We start from the raw sequence: 19,262 nt of genomic DNA, 5'->3' as shown, positions 1-19,262 counted from the left end.
TAAATGGGATGAAGGGGAAAACGTTAGTTCTAGGAGGATGTTTCAGAAATTAGGCTGAGGCGGACGGCGGCACCATCTTCCAGAGCGCCACTGCTCCGCGCAACGTATTGATCCCCGGGTTCTAGTCCAGAGAGAATTTCTACTTGCCCGTCAGCGCGATCGCCCAACCTTACCGTTCGGGCCACCACAGTCGGCTCCTCTTGAGAACCTTCTAAGACAAAAATGGTGGCTGTTTCGCCGGATTGCTCATCTGATTGCTCTGATGCCGAAGCTTCTGCCTGCGGTGATTCTGCGTCTGAGCTTTCTGCGTCTGCCTCTCCTCCGATTTCGATCGCCGTCAACGGAATAACCACTCGTTCAGCAGCCTGTTGAGAGAAGCTAACCCGTGCCAGCAGTCCACTGCCGATGCGTTCATCTGGGTTCGGTATTGTCACCTCAATTGGGATTAGACGAGCAGTGGGGTCAGCCGCAGGAGAAATGAGCGTTACCTCGCCCGAAAAGGTTTGGTTAGGAAGTGCATCCAGGCGAACCTGGACGGGTTGACCGACTTGAATACCTGCCAGTTCGAGTTCTGAAATTTGGACTTCTACTTTTATTTGGCTGAAGTCTCCCAGTCGTAAAACTTCACTGCCGGGTTGGGCCAGATCGCCCGGTTCTATTTCCCGCGATAATACCGCTCCAGTGACGGGAGAAACGAGCGTACTGTAAGATTGCCGCTCTTGTTCTTGGGCAACCAACGCTTGCTGAGCAACAACTCGCCGTTCGGCTGCTCTCACCACCTGCTGACGGGTGCGAACCTGCTCTTGCGCCGATCTGAGTGCTTGCTCTGCTGTGCCAACGGTAGTTTGGGCAAGTTCTACCTGTTGCTCTGCGATCGCCCCCTCGTTAAATAATTGCTGTTGTCGTGCGGCATCTGACTGCGCCTGAGCCAACTCTAGCCGCGCTTGTTCTACTAGGGTCAGTGCATCGCTGACTTCTGCTTGCAGGCTGGCCACTTCAGACTGACGGGCTGCTTCCTCTGCCTGCGCCTCAATCACAGTTGCGGTCAGCAACCTATTATCGAGCCGCGCCAATACCTGCCCCCGCTCTACTGGATCGCCCATATCGACCGTTACATCTAACAGTTGCCCTTCAGCTTGCGATCGCAGTGAAACTTCTCGGAAAGGTCGGGTTGTGCCAGTGAATTCCTCTGCTGCCTCCAAAGGGGCAGTTTCAGCAACCATTACATCAACGGATGGTGGGCCGCCTTGCTCTGCACCAGGAGGCTCAGACTGAGCTTCGCTACGAGGAAACAGTTCACATCCGGCTGACACAAGTAATAAACTGAGAGTCAAAATTAGGCGGCTGGCGATTGACACAGGTTTACGCGCAACAGCCAGGGGCACGGAAGGAGCGACCTGCAACATAAATTTCTTGCCAATTATTTGGAAAATTTCTTGCCTTAGCTGATCAAGCGCTTGCTTAAAAATGCAACAGAGTTTATTGCATTTTGTAAACGCTGTATCCTTAACAGGTATATCAATTTGGAGTAGGAATATCAACCTGATATAGAAATACGTTGAAATAATGTTGGAATTAGCAACACTTGGATTTTTACAAAAGCAACCTTTGCACGGCTACCGTCTAAAGCAGCAGCTAGAGCTATTTATGAGTGGCTGCATCAGCGTCAACTATGGGGCGATTTATCCTTTGCTCAAACGGCTGGAGGCAAGAGGAGATATCGTGACGCTGGTGGAGGAAGCTGGAGAATCGGGTTCGAGCCGCAAGGTATATTGCATTACTGAGGCGGGGCGCGATCGCTGGCGACGCAAAATGCTGGAATATCCGCATGAAAGCTGGGTCAACAGCCGGTCCCGTTTCATCATCAAATATTTCTTCTTTAGCCACCTTCTTCCCATAGAGCGAATTAAGCTGCTAGAGCAACGATTGCTGGTTTGCCGTCTGCGGCTACAGGATCTAGAGCGGGAAGATATGACTAGCAGCACCGATCGCTATGAGTCAACAGCGTGGCGACGGCATCTAGCCAATTTGCGGTTTGAGATTGATTGGCTACTGGAACAGCTTGAGCAAGAGAATCTTGAGAAGAGGTTGCAGGAGGCGGGGGTTGGGGATTAGGGGGAGGAATGAGTTGGCTCGAAGGGCACACTACACCGTAACTCTACTGAAATTGCTGAATGACTTGCAATTCTCGATAGTCCTGCAATATTTCTACAGAGCGATCGCTCAAAAGCAGATCTAGCAGCGATCGCAAGCTCATATCTCCCTTGAATGAACTCAATTCTTCTTTATGAATGCTGATTTTGACCGAACCATGATGCAACGTTGTCTGGAGCTAGCGCGTCAGGCAGCAGGTCAAACAGCCCCAAACCCATTAGTGGGAGCCGTTGTGGTGCAAAACGGTCAGATCGTTGGCGAAGGATTTCACCCCAAGGCGGGGCAACCCCATGCTGAGGTTTTTGCATTGAGGGCAGCGGTTGAGCAAGCACAGGGAGCTACCGTTTATGTCAATTTGGAGCCTTGCAATCACCACGGTAGAACTCCACCCTGCACAGAAGCCCTAATCCAAGCGGGGGTTGCCAGGGTTGTCGCGGGAATGGTTGATCCAGATCCGCGTGTGTCGGGAGGTGGCATTGCCAGACTACAAACGGCTGGAATAGCAGTCAGCGTTGGTGTAGAAGAGACAGCCTGCCAAGAATTGAATGAAGCATTTGTGCATCGAGTGCTTCATCGCCGACCGTTTGGCATTTTGAAATATGCGATGACCCTAGATGGCAAAATTGCTGCTAGCACCGGACATAGTGCCTGGGTTACAGGAAAAACTGCACGAGCAGCAGTTCACCAGTTACGCGCTACCTGTGATGCAGTGGTTGTAGGTGGAAACACGGTTCGGCGTGACAATCCGCTGTTGACCAACCATCAAGTCGCCCAGCACAATCCGCTCAGGGTGGTGATGAGCAGCAGTTTAGATTTGCCCGACGATGCCAAATTATGGAACATCGCGGAAGCTCCAACACTAGTCTTGACTGAAGCTGGCAGCAGACCCGAATTTCAAACTGCTTTGAGGAAGCGGGGAGTTGAAGTGGTTGAGATGTTATCTCTGGCTCCTGCTCAAGCAATGGACTGTTTGTATGAACGGGGCTGCTTGAGTGTTTTGTGGGAATGTGGAGGACGATTGGCAGCTGAGGCGATCGCCGATCGGGCTATTCAAAAAGTTTGGGCATTTATTGCCCCCAAAATTATTGGTGGGGCAACGGCTCCTTCCCCAGTTGGTGAGCTGGGCTTGTCGTTGATGTCAGAGGCGCTAGTACTGGAGCGGGTGAGGTGGCGATCGCTTGATGCGGATTATTTAATAGAAGGCTATTTGCCAGTTGGGCAGCCTTAGCGCATCTTGATTACCGTTAGAAACATCGAAAGGTTGCACCTAGAGAGTGCAACCTTGCAACAGCGGTTCTAAAGGTGGAATCAGAATGTTTATTGAGCGATCGCTCGTAACAGTCTATTGGGGAGGAGCTTCAGTTCCAGGAGCGGTAGGAGCCTCTGCTGGCTCTTCGGTAGGAGCAACCGCCGGATCTTCAGCAGGTGCTACAGCGGGGTCTTCAGTGGGTGCAGTTTCTGCATCGTCGGTACCAGCAGGAGCGCAAGCGCCAACAGCTAGCGTCATTCCAAGTAACAAAGGTAGAGCGAGAAACTTTAATTTCATTGCGATATCTCCTGATTTTTTATCATCCGTCCCTACACTCAATTTGTCAGAAAAAGCGAGACCAGCCTATGCTCCGTAAGGAATAATTCGATTTCTCAAAAACCTCCTCCCGTAGGAAGATCTGCTGAATCCCGGTCTAACTTAAGAGTTAATTTCAGGCAACGTTAGGTAGTGCTTAGAAACACAAAAGCCATTGCTCAACTTGAGAATGGGAGGAAGTTTCTAATATGGCGATCGCCCACTATAGGAGCACAGCATTGCCGTGCCCCTACGGAGTCGTTCGTCATGTGCAACGCCACAAATCGGTACCTTAACAGAAGGGTATAGACGCGCTCACGAAGGCAAATCGAGTTTCCCTACTGAGGCAATTCTTGACCTGAGGCAGGTTCAGCTCGAAGAATTTGCTCAACTTCCTGCTGCAAAGCAGGATCTTGCTGCACAGCAGCAAGAATCTGGTTAAACTGCTCAACTTCTAACCCTTCAGCTTGAACCGCTTCCTGGAATCTAGCTTGGGTCTGCTGACGGACGGTCGTGATCTCGTTTGCGGCTTGCTCAAAGCTCTGCAATTCCTCATCAGAAATCTCTACATCGGCTCCTGCTTGAGGGTTTTGCTGAGCTTCAGCAATTTCATTGAATCGATCTGGGGTTAATCCTTGACCTTCAACGATTTGAAGTAGCTCGGTTTGAGTTTCCTGCTGAATCGTTTGGAGTTGCGCGATCGCCCTAGCAAATTTTTCGATGTCCTCTGAACTTACCTCAGCAGCGGACTGGGGTTGAGCCTGAGTAGGGGGCGTGGACTGAGCTTCAGTAGGAGGAGCAGGCTGGGCTGCAGGGTCTAGCTGTTGGGCTGAAGGCTCAGTTGGCTCAGCTGTAGGAGGAGCTGATGTTTGAGATCGAGCGGGTAGGCTCCCAAAGGCTACCAGCAGCAAAAAGGTGCTGCCTGCCAAAATTTGCTTCAGCATTTCAAGTTTCTCCTTAAACCTTAAGGTGTTTACTCCACTGCAATCCAGTGTCTGCCGTCTTTGCTTTCAACGGATGCAAACTGGTTTTACGTCCAAGTGGATTTTTGCTTAAATCCTCGCAGAGTCCGCAGGATTTAGGAGCCACCCTGACAAGCCAATGTTGAGTTGATGTGTCAGAGACATGAAGCTTATGACACAGCCCGGTTAAGTTACGGACAAAGAAGAGGTGTGTGATTAAACGCCTTCGCTTTTCTCTAAAAGCTGCTGCTCTAAGTTAGAAGAACGTTCTAAAAGCTTGGTGTAAAGGCGATCGCATCGCTTGGTTTCAACCCCAGTTGCTGGTTGATAACCGCTACTCTCGTAAAGCTTGACCGCTTCAAAAAGCACGCTCGCCGTTTCTAACCAAATTTGCTGATAGCCCCGGTTGGCGATTGCCTCTTCTAAGTTTTGTAACAAATAGCGCCCCAATCCTTGCCCTCTCGCTTCAGGCAAAAGATACATCTTGCGAATTTCTACTGCATTCGTCCCTTTCGCAACCGGATAGTAAGCGGTTGTGCCTACTATACGTTGCTGTCGTTCGACCACCCAAAATTCGCCGCCTTTGTTCCAGTAAGACTCCTCAACAGACAAGACATCTCGGTCGGCACCGTCTGGTTCACACTCAAGCCCATATTCACTCAGCACAGAGCGAATCAACTCTGCTGCGACTGTGCGATCGCCTGGTTGCCAATCTCGAATCCGAAACTCGCGGTAATGGCTATTCACTAACTATGAATCCTTGGCTCAGGGTAAAGGGTTGACAAAAGCTGGCTCTCCACAGCCGCAAGCGATTCTAGCCGCTCCATTACAACTGCGCGCTCAAAATAAGTAGTTGCTAGTGTCCAGTAAATGCCATAGTGACGCGCTTCCGATGCCATTAAGCCTCGATAAAACTGCGCTAGTTCTACTTCAGGGCAGTGAGCAGCTAACAGCCCCAAGCGTTCGTGACTACGGGCTTCGATTAGCCCAGAGACGAGCAGCAGGTCGAGCATGCGGTCGGGTTCATGACGGCGAATTTCAGCCTTGAGTCCAGCAGCATAAGGTGGTGCAGACAGTGGTGCCAGGGGAATGTCACGCCGATCGAGCCACTGATTCACCTGCTCGAAATGCTCTAGCTCTTCCTGGGCGATCGCCGTCAAGGTTCGCACTAGTTTAGCGCTGGAAGGATAACGAAAAATTAGATTGAGGGCTACACCCGCCGCTTTCCGTTCACAGTGAGAATGGTCAAGCAAAATAGTGTCAAGATTGGCGATCGCCTGCTCTACCCATTGAGTTGAGGTAGGTTGCTGAAGAAATTTAATCGTGAGCAGGGTTGAAGTCACAGGAAAATTGGGTTTGAAGAAGAATTTCTAAAGGGAGGGGGAGCGGTTACACCTCTGTCAGATTAGCAAACGCTCTATCAGATTTGCGTAATTCTACGATTCAGGGCTGTTGATCTACAAAGCTGGATACGGGGTTTAGCGCTAGCCAGAGGAAGACGTGACTACAAATACTCAGCTATCCAATTCGGCTTTCAAGCGGGAAGCACTGGCAGCGATCGCCGGCTTTGAGCAATCTGCTGCACCCAGCCTGTGGCCGTATCTAGACAAGCAAAAGATTGTGGCAGAGATGCGATCGCGGGTGAATGACCCTTTTAAGGTCAATTAGGGTAAGCAACCTTTTTGTGGTCCAGCTTCCATCTTGTTTGAGCTAATCCGTAAGCAGCCGCTGCGTTACGTCCAGATTTGTAGGAGTTTGTTTGAACAGGGCAATTTCCAAGCAAAAACAAAGCAGATCAATACCTCTACTCGGCTGCGTCAGGAAAGCAAAGGCAATCTGCAATGGGGCAGGCAGACTGGTTAGTGCTGGCAACGCTACGCGATGCAGAAAATTTACTGTTTCCGGTTGATCCCGATGTGCCTGAAATGATGCGTAACCTCAGCGGCATGACTAAATCCTGGGAAATGAAAGGCTGGGTTAGAGAAATTTTGGGCTACGAGCAAGTGAAGTACAACCACACCTACCTCTTGGGCGACATGGGAGCCCTGCAAAATGCAGCTCGGGTGATTGAGGCAAGTGGCGTAGCGTTCCTGCTGGTAACGGCTGATGGCTTGCTGGGGCAAGCTACACCTAGCAAGGATGACCTGCCTGTTGCTCTGCCCAACCACTGGATTGCGCTGGTCGGCAATGTTGCAATTCAAAAGGGCACTTTCGGTCAACACGACAGCGGACACGTCAGCTTTGGCGTATTCACCTGGGCAAAAAAGATGCACGTCGATGTTAACGAAGGTCCGTTTGAACGCTTCTTTTGGGCCATTGTGACAGGACAGTCTGTTTAAAGAGCTAAAGCTAATTAGAAGGCTAGAACGACCGAGGTAGAACGCCTCCTGTTACAAAGTTTGCCTTTGCATAAATCTAGTGAATTGCCGTTTCATTGCTGTTTCTAATAGGCTCTAAAACCGCTGCTTATTTAAGAAGTATTGAACAGCAATTCATCATCTTGCTAATCTCCGCAGCTTCTTGTTCTGGAAGTAAGCGTTTCCTAGAGGGGAGCTTGTCCTGAGTACTTCATCCAAGGCTGCACGAAAAGTCTGCTCACGCGGACTTTTTTTCTGTCGTTTTTAAGTTTCTTTAGTCGCAGATTTAACTACAAAATTGCTTCAAACTTTGAGACTTTCAACAGAGTGTAATTTTGGCGCTTGAAAGTTAGTATGTTTTAATAAAAGTTAATACTCGTTTTTAGGTTGGTGCTTTGAGATGCTAAGAATTATTACTGATTTTGATGGCCCTATCATGAACGTTTCTGAACGGTACTATCGGGCCTACCTGTTTTGTTTGAGAGAAGTTCGATATCCCGATCAGCCAGTTAATCCACTCTCTAAGGAAGAGTTTTGGGCTTTGAAGCGATCGCAAATGCCTGAGCGCCAGATTGCACGGCTCTCGGGGCTAGATGCGACCCAGGCAGAAAAGTTTTACCAAGTGCGCAAACGCACCGTCCACTCGATGCCTTATTTGGCTTATGACACGCCGGTGCCAGGGGCGATCGACACGCTCAAGCGAATTCGGCAAGCAAAGGTCGATCTAGCTGTAATGACGATGAGACGGGTACGGGAATTGGATGATGCGTTTGGTCGCTGTGACCTCGCTCAATTCTTTCCACTGGATAGACGGTTTTGCCTCAGCAATGACTACGTCAAAACAGCTGACGTGAAAGACAAACCTCTGCTAATGCAGCGAGCACTGACCCAGCTTCCAGCAGCTGAGGAAGTTTGGATGGTTGGCGATACGGAGGCCGATATTGTATCGGCTAAAACGCACGGTATCAAAGCGATCGCCGTACTGTGTGGCATTCGCGATCGCACCCAACTGATGCAGCAGCGCCCCGACCGAATTGTGAACAATTTCGGCGAAGCAGTAGATTTGATCTTTAAAGAGTCCAACGTTGTGCCAGCCAACGCTGTAGGAGCAGCCATCTCTTAAGTGGCTGATCGGCAAGCATTATAGGTGGGTGAATGCTTGATCCCCGGTGACTTTATCGCAAAAAGCTGTCGATCAACCAGAGGACTAGGAAAGTCACCCAGGCTGCAAAAGTGTCTGCTTCAATTCTTAGGTCAGCGAGTTGGGGTTGCAGCAGGCTAGCTGCCTGTAACCCCAACACTACGCCTAAAATCAGTCCTACCAAAGTCAGCAGAAAAGATCGACCAAATTTGTGTTCTTTACGATTTAAGAAGTAGAGGCTAAAGCCGACTCCCAAGGCTAACCCCACCGGGGCTGAACTCAGGCTGAGAAAGGCCGTTCCGATGAATAATGCAGCCGGCCAGAGAATGTCGGCTCGACTGGGTGTGTCAATAAAACGCTGTAACCAATCCGGAGTTTGCTTGGTTGGGATTGGAGTGAATTCAGGGGGTACTTCAACCAGCCGCTCTGGAAAGCGAATCCGGTCGGGCACTTTAATTTTGCCTTCTTGTCGCAGCCGTAGCCGATCCATCAGGATCGCGTCATAAGCTGCCTCAATGGACTCTACCAGCTTGCGATCGCCGCTGTGTTCCTGCACGAGACGATTACGAGCATCCTGAATTTCTTCAAACGAAGCGTTTTCATCTACCCCAAGCTTTAAGTAGTGATTCTGGTCACTCATCTACAACCTCCAAAAGACCCCCAATATATTCGATTATGATTGGCAATAAGAAAATCAGGAAGCCCGCAGTCTGTTAGCATCTCTGCCCAGCTTAAGCTGCTAACCGTCTACTGCTAGCCATCTGCTGCTAGCCATAGTGTAACTGTCTACCCTCTTTTCGCAAACTAAGGATGCAAAAGTTTAGTTCAGGTAGTGCATATAAGCTCAAATTTAGCTAGATTTGCTCAGGCAGGTGTTTGCATTGCCGATTTCTAGTGCGGATAATTGTTTTATTAAGCGCTTAATATAACAGGTATCCATTTCTACAGCCTATTCTCTAATGAAGTCTAGTGAAATCTCTAGTGAAATCTATTGACGCAGCTACCCTCACATAGGCTATTGTTTCATCTGCCATTGCATCAGCTTCTGCTTACGTTTACCGATGCTCATCCACTCCTCAATGTAAGGTTATGGTCATGGCTCCAGCCAAGATTCTCGTAGTTGATGACGACCCCTCCATTCGCACTTTGATCCATCGATTTCTGTCGAAACAGAATTATCAGATGGAATCTGCCGAAGACGGCAAGACTGCTTTGGCTATCTTCGAGCAATTTAATCCAGACTTGGTGATTCTGGATGTCAACCTGCCAGATTCTACTGGCTATACGCTTTGCCAAGAGATGCAAAGCCGAACTGGGGTATTTGTGCTGATGCTAACTAGTCGCACAGACGAGGTTGACCGAATTACTGGGTTCAAGAAGGGTGCAGACGACTATTTGACAAAACCCTTTAGTTTAGGGGAGTTAGAAGTCCGGGTGGGGGCAATTCTAAAACGTCAGCGCCCAGTGACAACGGCTGAGCAACAGTGTCTAACTTTTAATGGATTGGCGATCGATCCGGTACGGCGAGAAGTCACGCTCAACAACGACATTGTGCCCCTAACGGCGCTGGAATTTGACCTGCTGCACTTTTTGGCAAGCCATCCTGGACGAGTTTGGCGGCGGGCTGAGCTAATTCAAAAAGTTTGGGATTATGAGTATGTAGGCGACCAGCGGGTTGTTGATGTTCATATTGGGCAGATTCGCAAGAAGATTGAGATTGATACAACTCAGCCCGCATTAATTCAAACGGTGCGCGGGGTTGGCTATAAGTTTGAGGCTCCTGGGGTAGGTCAGGAAGGTGCTGTCGCTCAGTAGGTCACGCACCTGACTTTCCCAGTTCTGACTTTCCCGTTAAACAGAAAAGCACCTCAAAGAGAAGCGCACCTCCCAGGAGGTGCGCTTCTCTTTCATATTGCTACCGATTTAGGATGGGGAGCGGTCGCCTACTTTGTCCACTTCTGAGCGACTAGCTCAGCCAGATCCACAACCCGCTGGCTGTAGCCCCATTCGTTGTCATACCAAGCGACGACTTTAACCATATCGCCACCCATGACCATCGTTAGTGCGGCGTCAACGATTGAGGACTCGTCAGTACCGCGATAATCGCAGGAGACCAGCGGTAAATCGCTGTAAGCCAGAATCCCTTTGAGTGGGCCCTCCGCAGCAGCTCTGAGGGCATCGTTGACCTGCTCAGCAATGGTAGGCTTCTCAACCTGAACAACCAGATCCACGACGGAGACGTTTGGCGTAGGAACTCGTAGCGCAATACCGTTTAGCTTGCCCTTCAATTCAGGCAATACTAGCGCAACTGCTTTTGCAGCTCCTGTGGTCGTAGGCACGATGTTGAGTGCAGCAGCACGGGCACGGCGCAAATCCCGGTGGCTTGCGTCGAGCAAGCGCTGGTCGCCTGTGTAGCTGTGGGTCGTCGTCATGGTGCCTTTGATGATGCCAAAGTTTTCGTGAATGACTTTGGCGACTGGGGCAAGGCAGTTTGTGGTGCAGCTTGCGTTGCTGATGACGGTGTGCTGGTTATGGTCATAGTCTTGATCATTTACCCCTACGACAAAAGTGCCATCGTCGCCTTTGCCAGGAGCTGTAATCAGCACTTTCTTAGCGCCTGCGCTGAGGTGCTTAGAAGCCCCTTCTTTGCTAGTGAAAACGCCAGTCGATTCGATGATCAGGTCAATGTCCCAGTCTCCCCAGGGCAAGTTAAGGGGGTTGCGGTCAGAGGTGCATTTGATGGTTTTGCCATTGGCGGTGATGGTGTTGTCGTCAGCGCTGATGTCAGCGTTGAACCTGCCCAACATTGAGTCGTATGTTAACAGGTGGGCGTTGGTTCTAGGGTCAGAAGTGTCGTTGATGGCAACGACTTCCATTTGGCTGTCTTGTCGAGTCAGCCAGCACCGCATAAAGTTGCGCCCGATGCGCCCAAACCCGTTGATCGCTACTCTAATCACTGCGTCTTGCCCTCTGTCTACTAAAATACTTGCTAGTAATGAACCAGATCATACACGTTAGCCGTGCCCCTCTCAATAGCCACCGATGAAGGGTTTTGCACTAATTGTTAGCAAATTGTGATCTGGTCACTTGGGTCTGGTAGACAGCTCAAGCCAGTGCTTTTTGTAGCTATGCTTCGTTATCGGTATAAACTGTGAGCAAGAATGTAGTTTTCTACCGATTCAGGCACGAGGTCTCCGAGGGAGCGGCGATCACGACAATATTGCCGAACCAGGCTAGACGAAATTTCGAATAAAGGCATCTGTAAAATTTGCCAATCGATTTTGATTGACTGTGCTGCCAGTTGTTGCACAACCTGATGACCGATGACCTCTGCGGGCTGTCCCGCCCGAGGCGCAACCAGCCAACTGCAGTTGGCTGCCAATTCTTGGCGACGATACCACCGGGGCAGGGAGGCAAAGGCATCTAAACCGACGATCCAATACCACTGGCTGTTTGGATAGCAAGTTTGCAGGTCAAGCAAGGTATTGATGGCGTAAGAAGTCCCAGTACGGTTTTGGTCAACGGTAGATAGGCAAAAGACAGGATAGGAGGCGATCGCCCGCTTGACCATCTCAACTCGGTGCTGAAAGTCTGCTAGCTCAATTGATTGCTTGTGAGGAGGGCATTGAGCAGGCACCCAAATGACTTGATCCAGATTTACTTGTTTGAGAGCCATCTCTGCCATTAGTAAATGCCCTTGATGAATCGGATTAAAACTGCCACCCAGAATGGCTAACTTTGGCATGGCAAAAGAATGGCGATCGCCCTGAGAAACTTCCGGATTAGCAACAGCTCCAACGAGTAGGATTAAACATTGGTTTTCGAGCAAAATCTCTTGAAAAGGACGCGATCGCACTCAAAACAGCTTTTAATTAAGACGCTTATTCAGAAAGCAGAAATGCGAATCGTGAAGCCATTGCTCCTACGAATTGTTTAAAGCTTGAGTAAGCACTAGCCAAAAATTAATAAAGTTAACTGAGAGCAGACAGCCTAATCCTTCAGGAGGTTATATCGCGAAAAAGCAATTCTTGCTATGATATCGCGTGTTATTGGTGTGGTGTGGTGTTTGAGGAGCTAGAATGCTGAATTCTGTCGATTTCAGCGGGAGACCATTCCATTTCATCGGCATCGGTGGGATTGGAATGTCGGCTCTCGCCTATATTTTAGCTAAGCGTGGACTCCCAGTTTCAGGGTCAGATATTTGTCTCAACCACATTACGCAGCGTTTGCAGGAGCAAAACGTCCATATTTTTTGGAGTCAAGACGCTGCGAATTTGAGATTTTTTCAACCCAGCCAAAGGTTGATCTCGTCAGAATCATCACCCCAGGAAGCTGGCAGAAATGGTAATGGTAACGGAAACGGCGCGAATGGCACCTTAAAGCAACAAGAGTTGAATTCGTTGGATTCAAATGACTTACAAGCTGTCCTTCCTCAAGTAATCTGTTCGACAGCGATTGATCCTAAAAATAATTCTGAATATCGAGCAGCGCTGGAATCAGGCTGCCCAATTTTTCACCGCTCTGACTTATTAGCAGCGTTAATGCGTGATTATCAAAGCATTGCCGTTGCTGGGACTCACGGCAAGACAACCACCAGCAGCATGATTAGCTATTTGCTGCTGCAAGCAGGCTTAGATCCGACCATTATTGTGGGTGGTGAAGTAGCTGCTTGGGAAGGAAACGCTCGGTTGGGGAAAGGTCCTTACTTAGTTGCAGAATCCGATGAATCAGATGGTTCTTTGGTAAAGTTTTCTGCTTACATTGGCGTAATTACGAATATTGAGCTTGACCATCCTGATCACTACAACAGTTTGGATGAGGTAATTGAAACGTTCCAAACGTTTGCTCAAAACTGTCAAATCCTAGTAGGAAGTTTAGATTGTGAGACTGTACGGCATCAGTTAAAACCTGCCGTCAGCTATAGTCTACAACCCGAACTTGAGGCAGATTATACAGCGACTGATATTGTTTACCATCCAAGTATTACAGAGGCAAAGGTTTGGGAGCGCGGCGAACTGTTAGGCACGTTGAGTTTGAAGTTGTTAGGTCAGCACAATCTCAGTAATGCCTTAGCTGCTGTAGCCATTGGGCGTTTGTTAGGATTAAAGTTTGAGGTAATTGCCTCCATCCTGGCAACTTTTACGGGTGCACGCCGACGCTTTGAGCTACGGGGTGAGTTCAATAATATTTTGCTGGTTGATGACTATGCTCACCACCCCAGCGAAATCCAAGCGACGCTAATGGCTGCTCGGCTCCAGGCAGCAGCCTCTAACCCTCTACCGCGAAGGGTTGTAGCCGTATTTCAACCCCATCGCTATAGCCGCACATTAACCTTCTTGCCAGAGTTTGCCCGTTCTTTTGGGAACGCTGACTTGGTCATCACCACGGAAATTTATAGCGCGGGTGAACCAAAGTTGGAGCAGGTTAGCGGACAGCAGTTGGCAGAGGCGATCGCCATGCACCATCCTAAGGTGGTCTATCAGCCAACCCTGCCAGATGTCTACGCTTATTTGGTTGAGACGCTGGCTCCTGGCGACCTTGTTCTATTTCTGGGAGCAGGGAACCTAAATCAGGTGATTCCTCAGCTCAATGCATACTATCAGCAGGTTGACCCTAAGGTTCAGCCTCAGTGTCATTAAGCGAATCCCGGGTTGGCCCGTCGTTTCCTCAACGATCGCAGTTCATCCCAACCTTGCTTCATCTTTCAAAACTTGGAGCGCCCCTTTAGCCTCAAGCTTCTTCAAAACCCAAAAAGCTATGACTCTCTCCTGTGACTCCCCCAGCGCCCGTGAACCCGCTTCAGGGATCGCAAGTGCTAAATCCGATTACCCTGCCAGCGAAGAAACATTCAACAAAGAGTTTAAATCTGTTTCGACTGCCGCGGCTAGTCCAAATTCGCTTGCTAAATCGCGTTCTACAACAGCGCTTCACTTACCTGGAACAAGTTGTTTGATCAAACCTCAAGTGCCATTGTCTAGTTTGACCTCCTTTCGGGTGGGTGGCCCCGCAGAACTCTACATTGCGCCCCAAACCTTGGAAGACCTGCAAATTAGCTTTGCTTGGGCAGAAGCAGAAGGTTTACCCGTCACTCTATTAGGGGCAGGGACCAATTTACTCGTGAGCGATCGCGGCTTACCAGGCTTAGTCATCTGCACTCGCCACCTGCGCCATACAGAATTTGACTCCAACACGGGACAAGTCACTGCCGGAGCAGGTGAGCCAATCGCCCGTCTTGCCTGGAAAGTTGCTGAGCGAGGCTGGCAGGGGCTAGAGTGGGCAGTCGGCATTCCGGGCACCGTAGGTGGAGCTGTCGTAATGAACGCGGGCGCTCATGCCGCCTGTACTGCTGACATTTTGGTGGATACGCAGGTTCTATCGAGGGATGGCCGCGTTAACATTCTTACCCCTGCAGATCTCGACTATCGTTATCGCACCTCCTCGCTGCAGGGAGACACGCGCCTGGTTACGCGAACAACCTTTCAGCTTCAGCCTGGAGCCGACCCCAAACAGGTGCTTGCAGACACCACCGCTCACATGAAGCAACGACATACAACCCAGCCCTATCACCTCCCTAACTGTGGCAGCGTTTTCCGTAACCCTGGGCCACACACTGCTGGTTGGCTGATCGAGCAAACCGGGCTCAAAGGACATCAAATTGGAGGTGCCCAAGTCGCTCAACGTCATGCCAATTTCATTCTTAACTGTGGTGGCGCAACGGCAAATGACGTTTTCCGGTTGATTCGCTACGTTCAGCAGCAAGTTGCGGATCAATGGTCACTCTGGTTAGAGCCCGAGGTGAAGATGTTAGGTGAGTTTTAGGGCTGCAGTGGCTTAAAAATCAAATTGGAACGCTTCATCTGTAAACACCAATGTTAAGGTTAGGTGTTAGGGTTACACTGAGTTCATCAACAGCAAGATTTAGAAAGTTATGTCTAAAGGTCAAGGATTTGGCTTCGGTTTAGGCAAGATGAAAGAGCTAACCGAAGCGTTTAAGAAGGCTCAGCAAGTTCAAGAAGGCGCAAGAAAGCTGCAAGAAGAACTTGAAGAGATGGAAATTGAAGGCACTTCTGGCAATGGACTGGTTAAAGTTGTGCTGAGCGGAAACCAAGAGCCTCGTCGGGTCGAAATTTCACCCCAAGCTCTAGAAGAAGGTGCAGATTTGCTCTCTGACCTCGTAGCAGCGGCTATGAAAGATGCTTACGACAAATCTACGGCAACCATGCGCGAACGTATGGAAGAACTAACGGGTGGCTTAAACTTGCCCGGAATGTAATTGATTGCTTTGTCTAAAACATTATTTTTCATGGGAAGGGGTGTGGACTTGCTCCGCACCCCTTCCCATGAAATAGCCTTGTCGATGCTGAATTAGACTAGACGCCTTTAGAGTAGACCTGCTGACTCGTATAGCCGTCGGACGATCGCCACAATCTTTTCCCCATATTGAGCATCCGCTGACCAGCGCCCGCTGAGTTGATTGACGAGGGGCGCAATGCCGCGCCTAACAAAACGAAACCTTGGGTCAACTAGTTCTTGCACGAGTGGTTCTGTGCTGGCATAGGCTTTGAGGTGTTGGATGTGCGCCCTAACTCCAATTCTGGCGCTAGGAAAGGAGGCTGTTTCCTCTTCCACGATTGCACTGCCTAAGCCACCGAAGTTGTTTTGGGACGGTTTTAGAGCGCCACCAAACTGTAAAAATCCTGTTTCAATACACATCTGTGAGAAGGCTACATCGTAGTTAACGCCTTCAATGCTGGCTTCTTCACGATAAAGCTTGGGTAAGTCGGGAAACTGGGTTAAAGCATTCTCGTTGTTGGTCTTGAGAAACATCATGAGCTGCACTTCAGAGGTGGAGCCACGTCCCATGATGCGATCGACGAGTCCTGGGCAAACCGATGCTGACGACCGCAGGATGACCGTGCGAGAGGCACTATCCCAACTTACAGAGATATTAAATTCGCGGAGATCAATTGCCTTAATGTAGACGACATTACGGTAACTGATACGGTTAATACCTGGTGAGTTTGACAGGTCTATATTCAACCGATCGACTAGATCAATGGGGATGTAGGCATTGCCGCTGACGATGACTCCTTGCTCATCATAAATGCCTCCATTGATGTTGATATCGGTGGAGGTGTAGGTTGGGGAGGGAGACGGGGATGGAGAGGTACCTGCCACTGCACGACTCCAGGCGGCAAGACCGTCTGCAATGCCGATGGCGAAGTCACGACGGCGGTTTTGCAATAGCAGGCGATCGTCTGGATTGGTGAGGAAGCCGACTTCTAGCAGCAGCGAAGGCGGAACAAGCTGGCGACAGAAGGGTAGATTGCCCAATCCTGTAGCGGTGTCGGGTCGGGCTCCTCGACTAGGCAATTGAGGGACACGCCGCAATAGCGCTAACAGCAGCAGTTCGGCATGGGCTTTGCGCTGGTCGTTGTTGGCGATGTGATAGGCACTGGCTCCACGCAAGGAGGGATTTGGAGAACCGTCCATGCCAATTTCTAAGGCGACATCGTCTCTTCGCCCTCGCGCATTGATCCAGGCGATTGTTTCTGTGGCACTGAGGTTGTCAGGAACGGTCAACACTTCAAAATTGCGCGATCGCAACTCAGTGGCAATCAGGTCGCGAGTCAAGATCATTTCTCTGGCTTCTGTGGTGCCACCTGCAACGGTGCCGGGGTCGGTCGAGCCATTTTCTAGCCCACCGTGAGCGGCTGAAATGAAAATTCGTCCCATGTGCTAAGTAGTGTCCTTTGACTGTGCCTATTTAAGCGCTTAATGGCTCAAGATACCAGTTAAAACTGGGGATTGGGGATTAGGAGCCGGGGATTGAGGGTTGGGTGAGGAGTTTGATTTTACTCTTTACCCTTTGGCTTTTAGGTCTGACAATGTAGGGAATCATTTTTACTCTGGTGCTAATGGACGTTCCCCGTTTACATCCCGACACGGTTGAGCAGGTCAAGCAACGAGTTGACATTGTTGATGTTGTCTCAGAGCATGTGGTGCTACGAAAGCGGGGGAAGGACTTTACGGGACTATGTCCGTTTCATGATGATAAGTCACCCAGCTTTAGCGTCAGCCCTGGCAAACAGTTTTATTACTGCTTTAGCTGTGGGGCGGGGGGAAATGCGATTAAGTTTTTGATGGAGTTTGGGAAGCGCTCGTTTAGTGATGTGGTGCTGGATCTGGCGCGGCGCTATCAGGTATCAGTGCAAACGCTGGAGCCTGCTCAACGACAGGAGCTACAGCGGCAGCTTTCACTGCGAGATCAGCTTTACGAGATTTTGGCACTGACAGCCCGATTTTATGAACATGCACTGCATCAGGCTCAGGGTGAAGCAGCCTTGATCTATTTGCGGGAGGCACGACGGCTGAGCGAGGAAACAATTCAACAGTTTCAGCTTGGCTACGCTCCGGCGGGTTGGCAGACGCTATACGGCTATTTGGTGGAGCAGAAGCACTATCCGGTGGAGTTAGTAGAACAGGCGGGGTTGATCGTTCCCCGGCAGGGTGGGGGCGGATATTATGATCGGTTTCGCGATCGCCTGATGATTCCGATTCACGATCTTCAGGGACGGGTGATTGGATTTGGCGGCAGGACGCTGAGCGATGAGCAGCCCAAATACTTAAATTCTCCTGAAACGGAGCTATTTGACAAAGGCAAAACGCTATTTGGGCTGGATAAGGCACGAGGGGCGATCGCCAAGCAGGATTGTGCTGTGGTGGTGGAGGGCTATTTCGATGTGATTGCCCTCCACGCGGCGGGGATCAGCAATGTGGTGGCCTCTCTGGGAACAGCCTTGAGTTTGGTGCAGGTGCGGCTACTGTTGCGCTACACCGAGTCAAAGCAGGTGGTGCTGAACTTTGATGCAGATGCAGCGGGGGCGAAGGCGGCTGAGCGGGCGATCGGAGAAGTTGCAGACCTAGCCTATAAGGGGGAAGTGCAACTGCGAGTGTTGAACACTCCTCAGGGTAAAGATCCAGACGAATTTCTTCAGAGTCATTCTGCCGATGACTATCGAGTACTGTTGGCAGAGTCGCCCCTATGGCTGGATTGGCAGATTCAACAGCTCTTGGCGGATGCTGATTTAAGTAAGGCAGACCAGTTTCAGCAAAGCACTCAGGCGATCGTAAAGCTGCTAGGAAATTTGCCGAATGCGACTCTGCGGACCCATTACATTCATCGCTGCGCAGAACTACTGAGTCGAGGAGAAGCGCGGCTCACTTTGCGGCTAGAGGAAGATTTGCGAACACAGGTGCGGGGGCAGCGGTGGCATGGGCGATCGCAAAAGTGGCAAACTCCAGGCGATCGCACTCTCTTAGAAGAATCAGAAGCGCAGTTATTGCGGCTATACCTGAATCTGCCCGACTACCGGACTCTAATCATTGATGCCCTGGAAGAACGCGATATTGATTTCAGCATTTCCCATCATCGGTTTCTGTGGCAGCAAATTTTGGAACTGCAGTCTGACATTACAAAGGATGATTTGATTAGGCAATTGCGCGATCGCCTCACCGAATTTCCCGATCGCCTAGCTCAGGTCAACCCGCTGTTTCATTTGGATGAAAAAACTCAGCGAGACATTGTACGTGCGCCTTTAGTCGTTCGAGCCGCAACCGCCTGCATGGAGAGGGTTATGTGTGAAAAGCGCTGCCGCCATTTTCTCAGCCTATGGGAAAAAACTGACTGTGCCGTTGCAAGTGAACTCAGCCAGTATTACCAGCAGCAAATCTACGCCGAAAAGCAGCGCATCGAAGAACTTGACCAGCAAGAACGCCAAACCACCTTTGCAGATCTAGCCCAGGTGCCCTGGGTCGGAGAGTTCTACCAATCCCTGGAATCTGCCGCAAATTAAATTTGCACCACAAGCAAACAAACCCTTTGCTAACCACCGATGCGAAGCGCGTTATGCCGCCTATCCCAATCTAATCGGAGGGGGTTTGGGGGAAGCGGGCGTCCCCCAATGGGGGTTTGGGGGAAACCCCCAAGGCTCGGATTCTCCCAAATTCCTTTGTTATAACCATGTCTTTCAATGCACGAGGTCTTCGGTTTTTAGCCAAGACCTTCTTGGGGGCTTTGCCCC

19 protein-coding genes are annotated in these 19,262 nt (G+C 50.1%); 10 read left to right on the top strand and 9 right to left on the bottom strand.

Translation table 11 applies throughout. From position 1 onward, the window contains the following. Window positions 1–29: 29 nt before the first annotated feature. Window positions 30–1,406 (bottom strand): efflux RND transporter periplasmic adaptor subunit, encoded by a 1,377-nt coding sequence (locus tag H6G00_RS24360; protein ID WP_190641456.1) that lies wholly within the window; start codon window positions 1,404–1,406, stop codon window positions 30–32. Between the two features lie 160 nt (window positions 1,407–1,566). On the opposite strand from H6G00_RS24360, the gene H6G00_RS24355 reads away from it, so the two are divergent. Beyond that, complete coding sequence (locus H6G00_RS24355) at window positions 1,567–2,115, top strand: PadR family transcriptional regulator (protein ID WP_190641457.1); 549 nt, start codon at window positions 1,567–1,569, stop codon at window positions 2,113–2,115. Between the two features lie 172 nt (window positions 2,116–2,287). Beyond that, window positions 2,288–3,382 carry a bifunctional diaminohydroxyphosphoribosylaminopyrimidine deaminase/5-amino-6-(5-phosphoribosylamino)uracil reductase RibD gene (gene ribD, locus H6G00_RS24350; protein WP_190798702.1) on the top strand — a complete coding sequence of 365 codons (1,095 nt, stop codon included), beginning with the start codon at window positions 2,288–2,290 and terminating at the stop codon, window positions 3,380–3,382. A 114-nt stretch (window positions 3,383–3,496) separates the two neighbouring features. On the opposite strand, the gene H6G00_RS24345 is transcribed toward ribD, so the two are convergent. From H6G00_RS24345 to miaE, 4 genes are all read right to left on the bottom strand, one after another. Then, window positions 3,497–3,700, bottom strand: coding sequence for a hypothetical protein (locus H6G00_RS24345; RefSeq protein WP_190641459.1), 204 nt, complete (start codon window positions 3,698–3,700; stop codon window positions 3,497–3,499). A gap of 356 nt (window positions 3,701–4,056) precedes the next feature. Further along, window positions 4,057–4,662: a DUF4168 domain-containing protein gene (locus tag H6G00_RS24340; protein WP_190798701.1), complete on the bottom strand. Its 606-nt coding sequence runs from the start codon at window positions 4,660–4,662 to the stop codon at window positions 4,057–4,059. A gap of 234 nt (window positions 4,663–4,896) precedes the next feature. After that, complete coding sequence (locus H6G00_RS24335) at window positions 4,897–5,427, bottom strand: GNAT family N-acetyltransferase (RefSeq protein ID WP_190798700.1); 531 nt, start codon at window positions 5,425–5,427, stop codon at window positions 4,897–4,899. Continuing rightward, the gene (miaE, locus tag H6G00_RS24330; protein ID WP_190798699.1) at window positions 5,427–6,023 is read right to left on the bottom strand and encodes a tRNA isopentenyl-2-thiomethyl-A-37 hydroxylase MiaE; all 597 of its coding nucleotides are present in this window, start codon (window positions 6,021–6,023) and stop codon (window positions 5,427–5,429) included. Before miaE ends, H6G00_RS24335 begins: the two co-directional genes overlap by 1 nt. 157 nt (window positions 6,024–6,180) lie before the next feature. Between miaE and H6G00_RS35700 the strand changes: the two genes are divergently transcribed. From H6G00_RS35700 to H6G00_RS24320, 3 genes are all read left to right on the top strand, one after another. Then, window positions 6,181–6,348 carry a hypothetical protein gene (locus H6G00_RS35700; protein WP_242042460.1) on the top strand — a complete coding sequence of 56 codons (168 nt, stop codon included), beginning with the start codon at window positions 6,181–6,183 and terminating at the stop codon, window positions 6,346–6,348. 173 nt (window positions 6,349–6,521) lie between these two features. Further along, complete coding sequence (locus H6G00_RS35695; protein WP_242042459.1) at window positions 6,522–7,019, top strand: hypothetical protein; 498 nt, start codon at window positions 6,522–6,524, stop codon at window positions 7,017–7,019. Window positions 7,020–7,437: 418 nt separating this feature from the next. Beyond that, entirely contained in the window at window positions 7,438–8,160 is a 723-nt protein-coding gene (locus H6G00_RS24320; protein WP_190798698.1) for an HAD family hydrolase, read from the top strand. Window positions 8,161–8,212: 52 nt separating this feature from the next. Here H6G00_RS24320 and H6G00_RS24315 read toward each other — a convergent pair whose 3' ends face one another. After that, complete coding sequence (locus H6G00_RS24315; protein ID WP_190641464.1) at window positions 8,213–8,818, bottom strand: CPP1-like family protein; 606 nt, start codon at window positions 8,816–8,818, stop codon at window positions 8,213–8,215. A gap of 455 nt (window positions 8,819–9,273) precedes the next feature. On the opposite strand from H6G00_RS24315, the gene H6G00_RS24310 reads away from it, so the two are divergent. Continuing rightward, on the top strand, window positions 9,274–9,993 hold the full coding sequence (locus tag H6G00_RS24310) for a response regulator transcription factor (protein ID WP_190641465.1): 720 nt from the start codon (window positions 9,274–9,276) through the stop codon (window positions 9,991–9,993). A gap of 128 nt (window positions 9,994–10,121) precedes the next feature. Here H6G00_RS24310 and H6G00_RS24305 read toward each other — a convergent pair whose 3' ends face one another. Together H6G00_RS24305 and nadD are read right to left on the bottom strand one after the other, a co-directional pair. Continuing rightward, entirely contained in the window at window positions 10,122–11,135 is a 1,014-nt protein-coding gene (locus tag H6G00_RS24305) for a type I glyceraldehyde-3-phosphate dehydrogenase (RefSeq protein WP_190641466.1), read from the bottom strand. Between the two features lie 179 nt (window positions 11,136–11,314). Next, a complete protein-coding gene (gene nadD, locus H6G00_RS24300; protein ID WP_347278219.1) occupies window positions 11,315–12,034 on the bottom strand; it encodes a nicotinate (nicotinamide) nucleotide adenylyltransferase in 720 nt (239 codons plus the stop codon). Between the two features lie 223 nt (window positions 12,035–12,257). Between nadD and murC the strand changes: the two genes are divergently transcribed. From murC to H6G00_RS24285, 3 genes are all read left to right on the top strand, one after another. Next, window positions 12,258–13,817 carry a UDP-N-acetylmuramate--L-alanine ligase gene (gene murC / locus H6G00_RS24295; protein ID WP_190798697.1) on the top strand — a complete coding sequence of 520 codons (1,560 nt, stop codon included), beginning with the start codon at window positions 12,258–12,260 and terminating at the stop codon, window positions 13,815–13,817. A gap of 118 nt (window positions 13,818–13,935) precedes the next feature. Then, window positions 13,936–14,997 carry a UDP-N-acetylmuramate dehydrogenase gene (murB, locus tag H6G00_RS24290; protein WP_190798696.1) on the top strand — a complete coding sequence of 354 codons (1,062 nt, stop codon included), beginning with the start codon at window positions 13,936–13,938 and terminating at the stop codon, window positions 14,995–14,997. Between the two features lie 109 nt (window positions 14,998–15,106). After that, the gene (locus H6G00_RS24285) at window positions 15,107–15,451 is read left to right on the top strand and encodes a YbaB/EbfC family nucleoid-associated protein (RefSeq protein WP_190641470.1); all 345 of its coding nucleotides are present in this window, start codon (window positions 15,107–15,109) and stop codon (window positions 15,449–15,451) included. A gap of 107 nt (window positions 15,452–15,558) precedes the next feature. On the opposite strand, the gene H6G00_RS24280 is transcribed toward H6G00_RS24285, so the two are convergent. After that, window positions 15,559–16,914, bottom strand: coding sequence for an N-acetylmuramoyl-L-alanine amidase (locus H6G00_RS24280; protein WP_190641471.1), 1,356 nt, complete (start codon window positions 16,912–16,914; stop codon window positions 15,559–15,561). A gap of 182 nt (window positions 16,915–17,096) precedes the next feature. On the opposite strand from H6G00_RS24280, the gene dnaG reads away from it, so the two are divergent. Further along, complete coding sequence (gene dnaG, locus H6G00_RS24275) at window positions 17,097–19,034, top strand: DNA primase (protein WP_190798695.1); 1,938 nt, start codon at window positions 17,097–17,099, stop codon at window positions 19,032–19,034. The last annotated feature ends 228 nt before the right edge of the window (window positions 19,035–19,262 follow it).

The organism is Leptolyngbya sp. FACHB-541 (assembly GCF_014695875.1).
Classification (GTDB): Bacteria; Cyanobacteriota; Cyanobacteriia; order Elainellales; family Elainellaceae; genus JAAUTN01.
The sequence above is the reverse complement of the archived record's forward strand: the minus strand, read 5'-3'. Positions and strand labels throughout refer to the sequence as shown.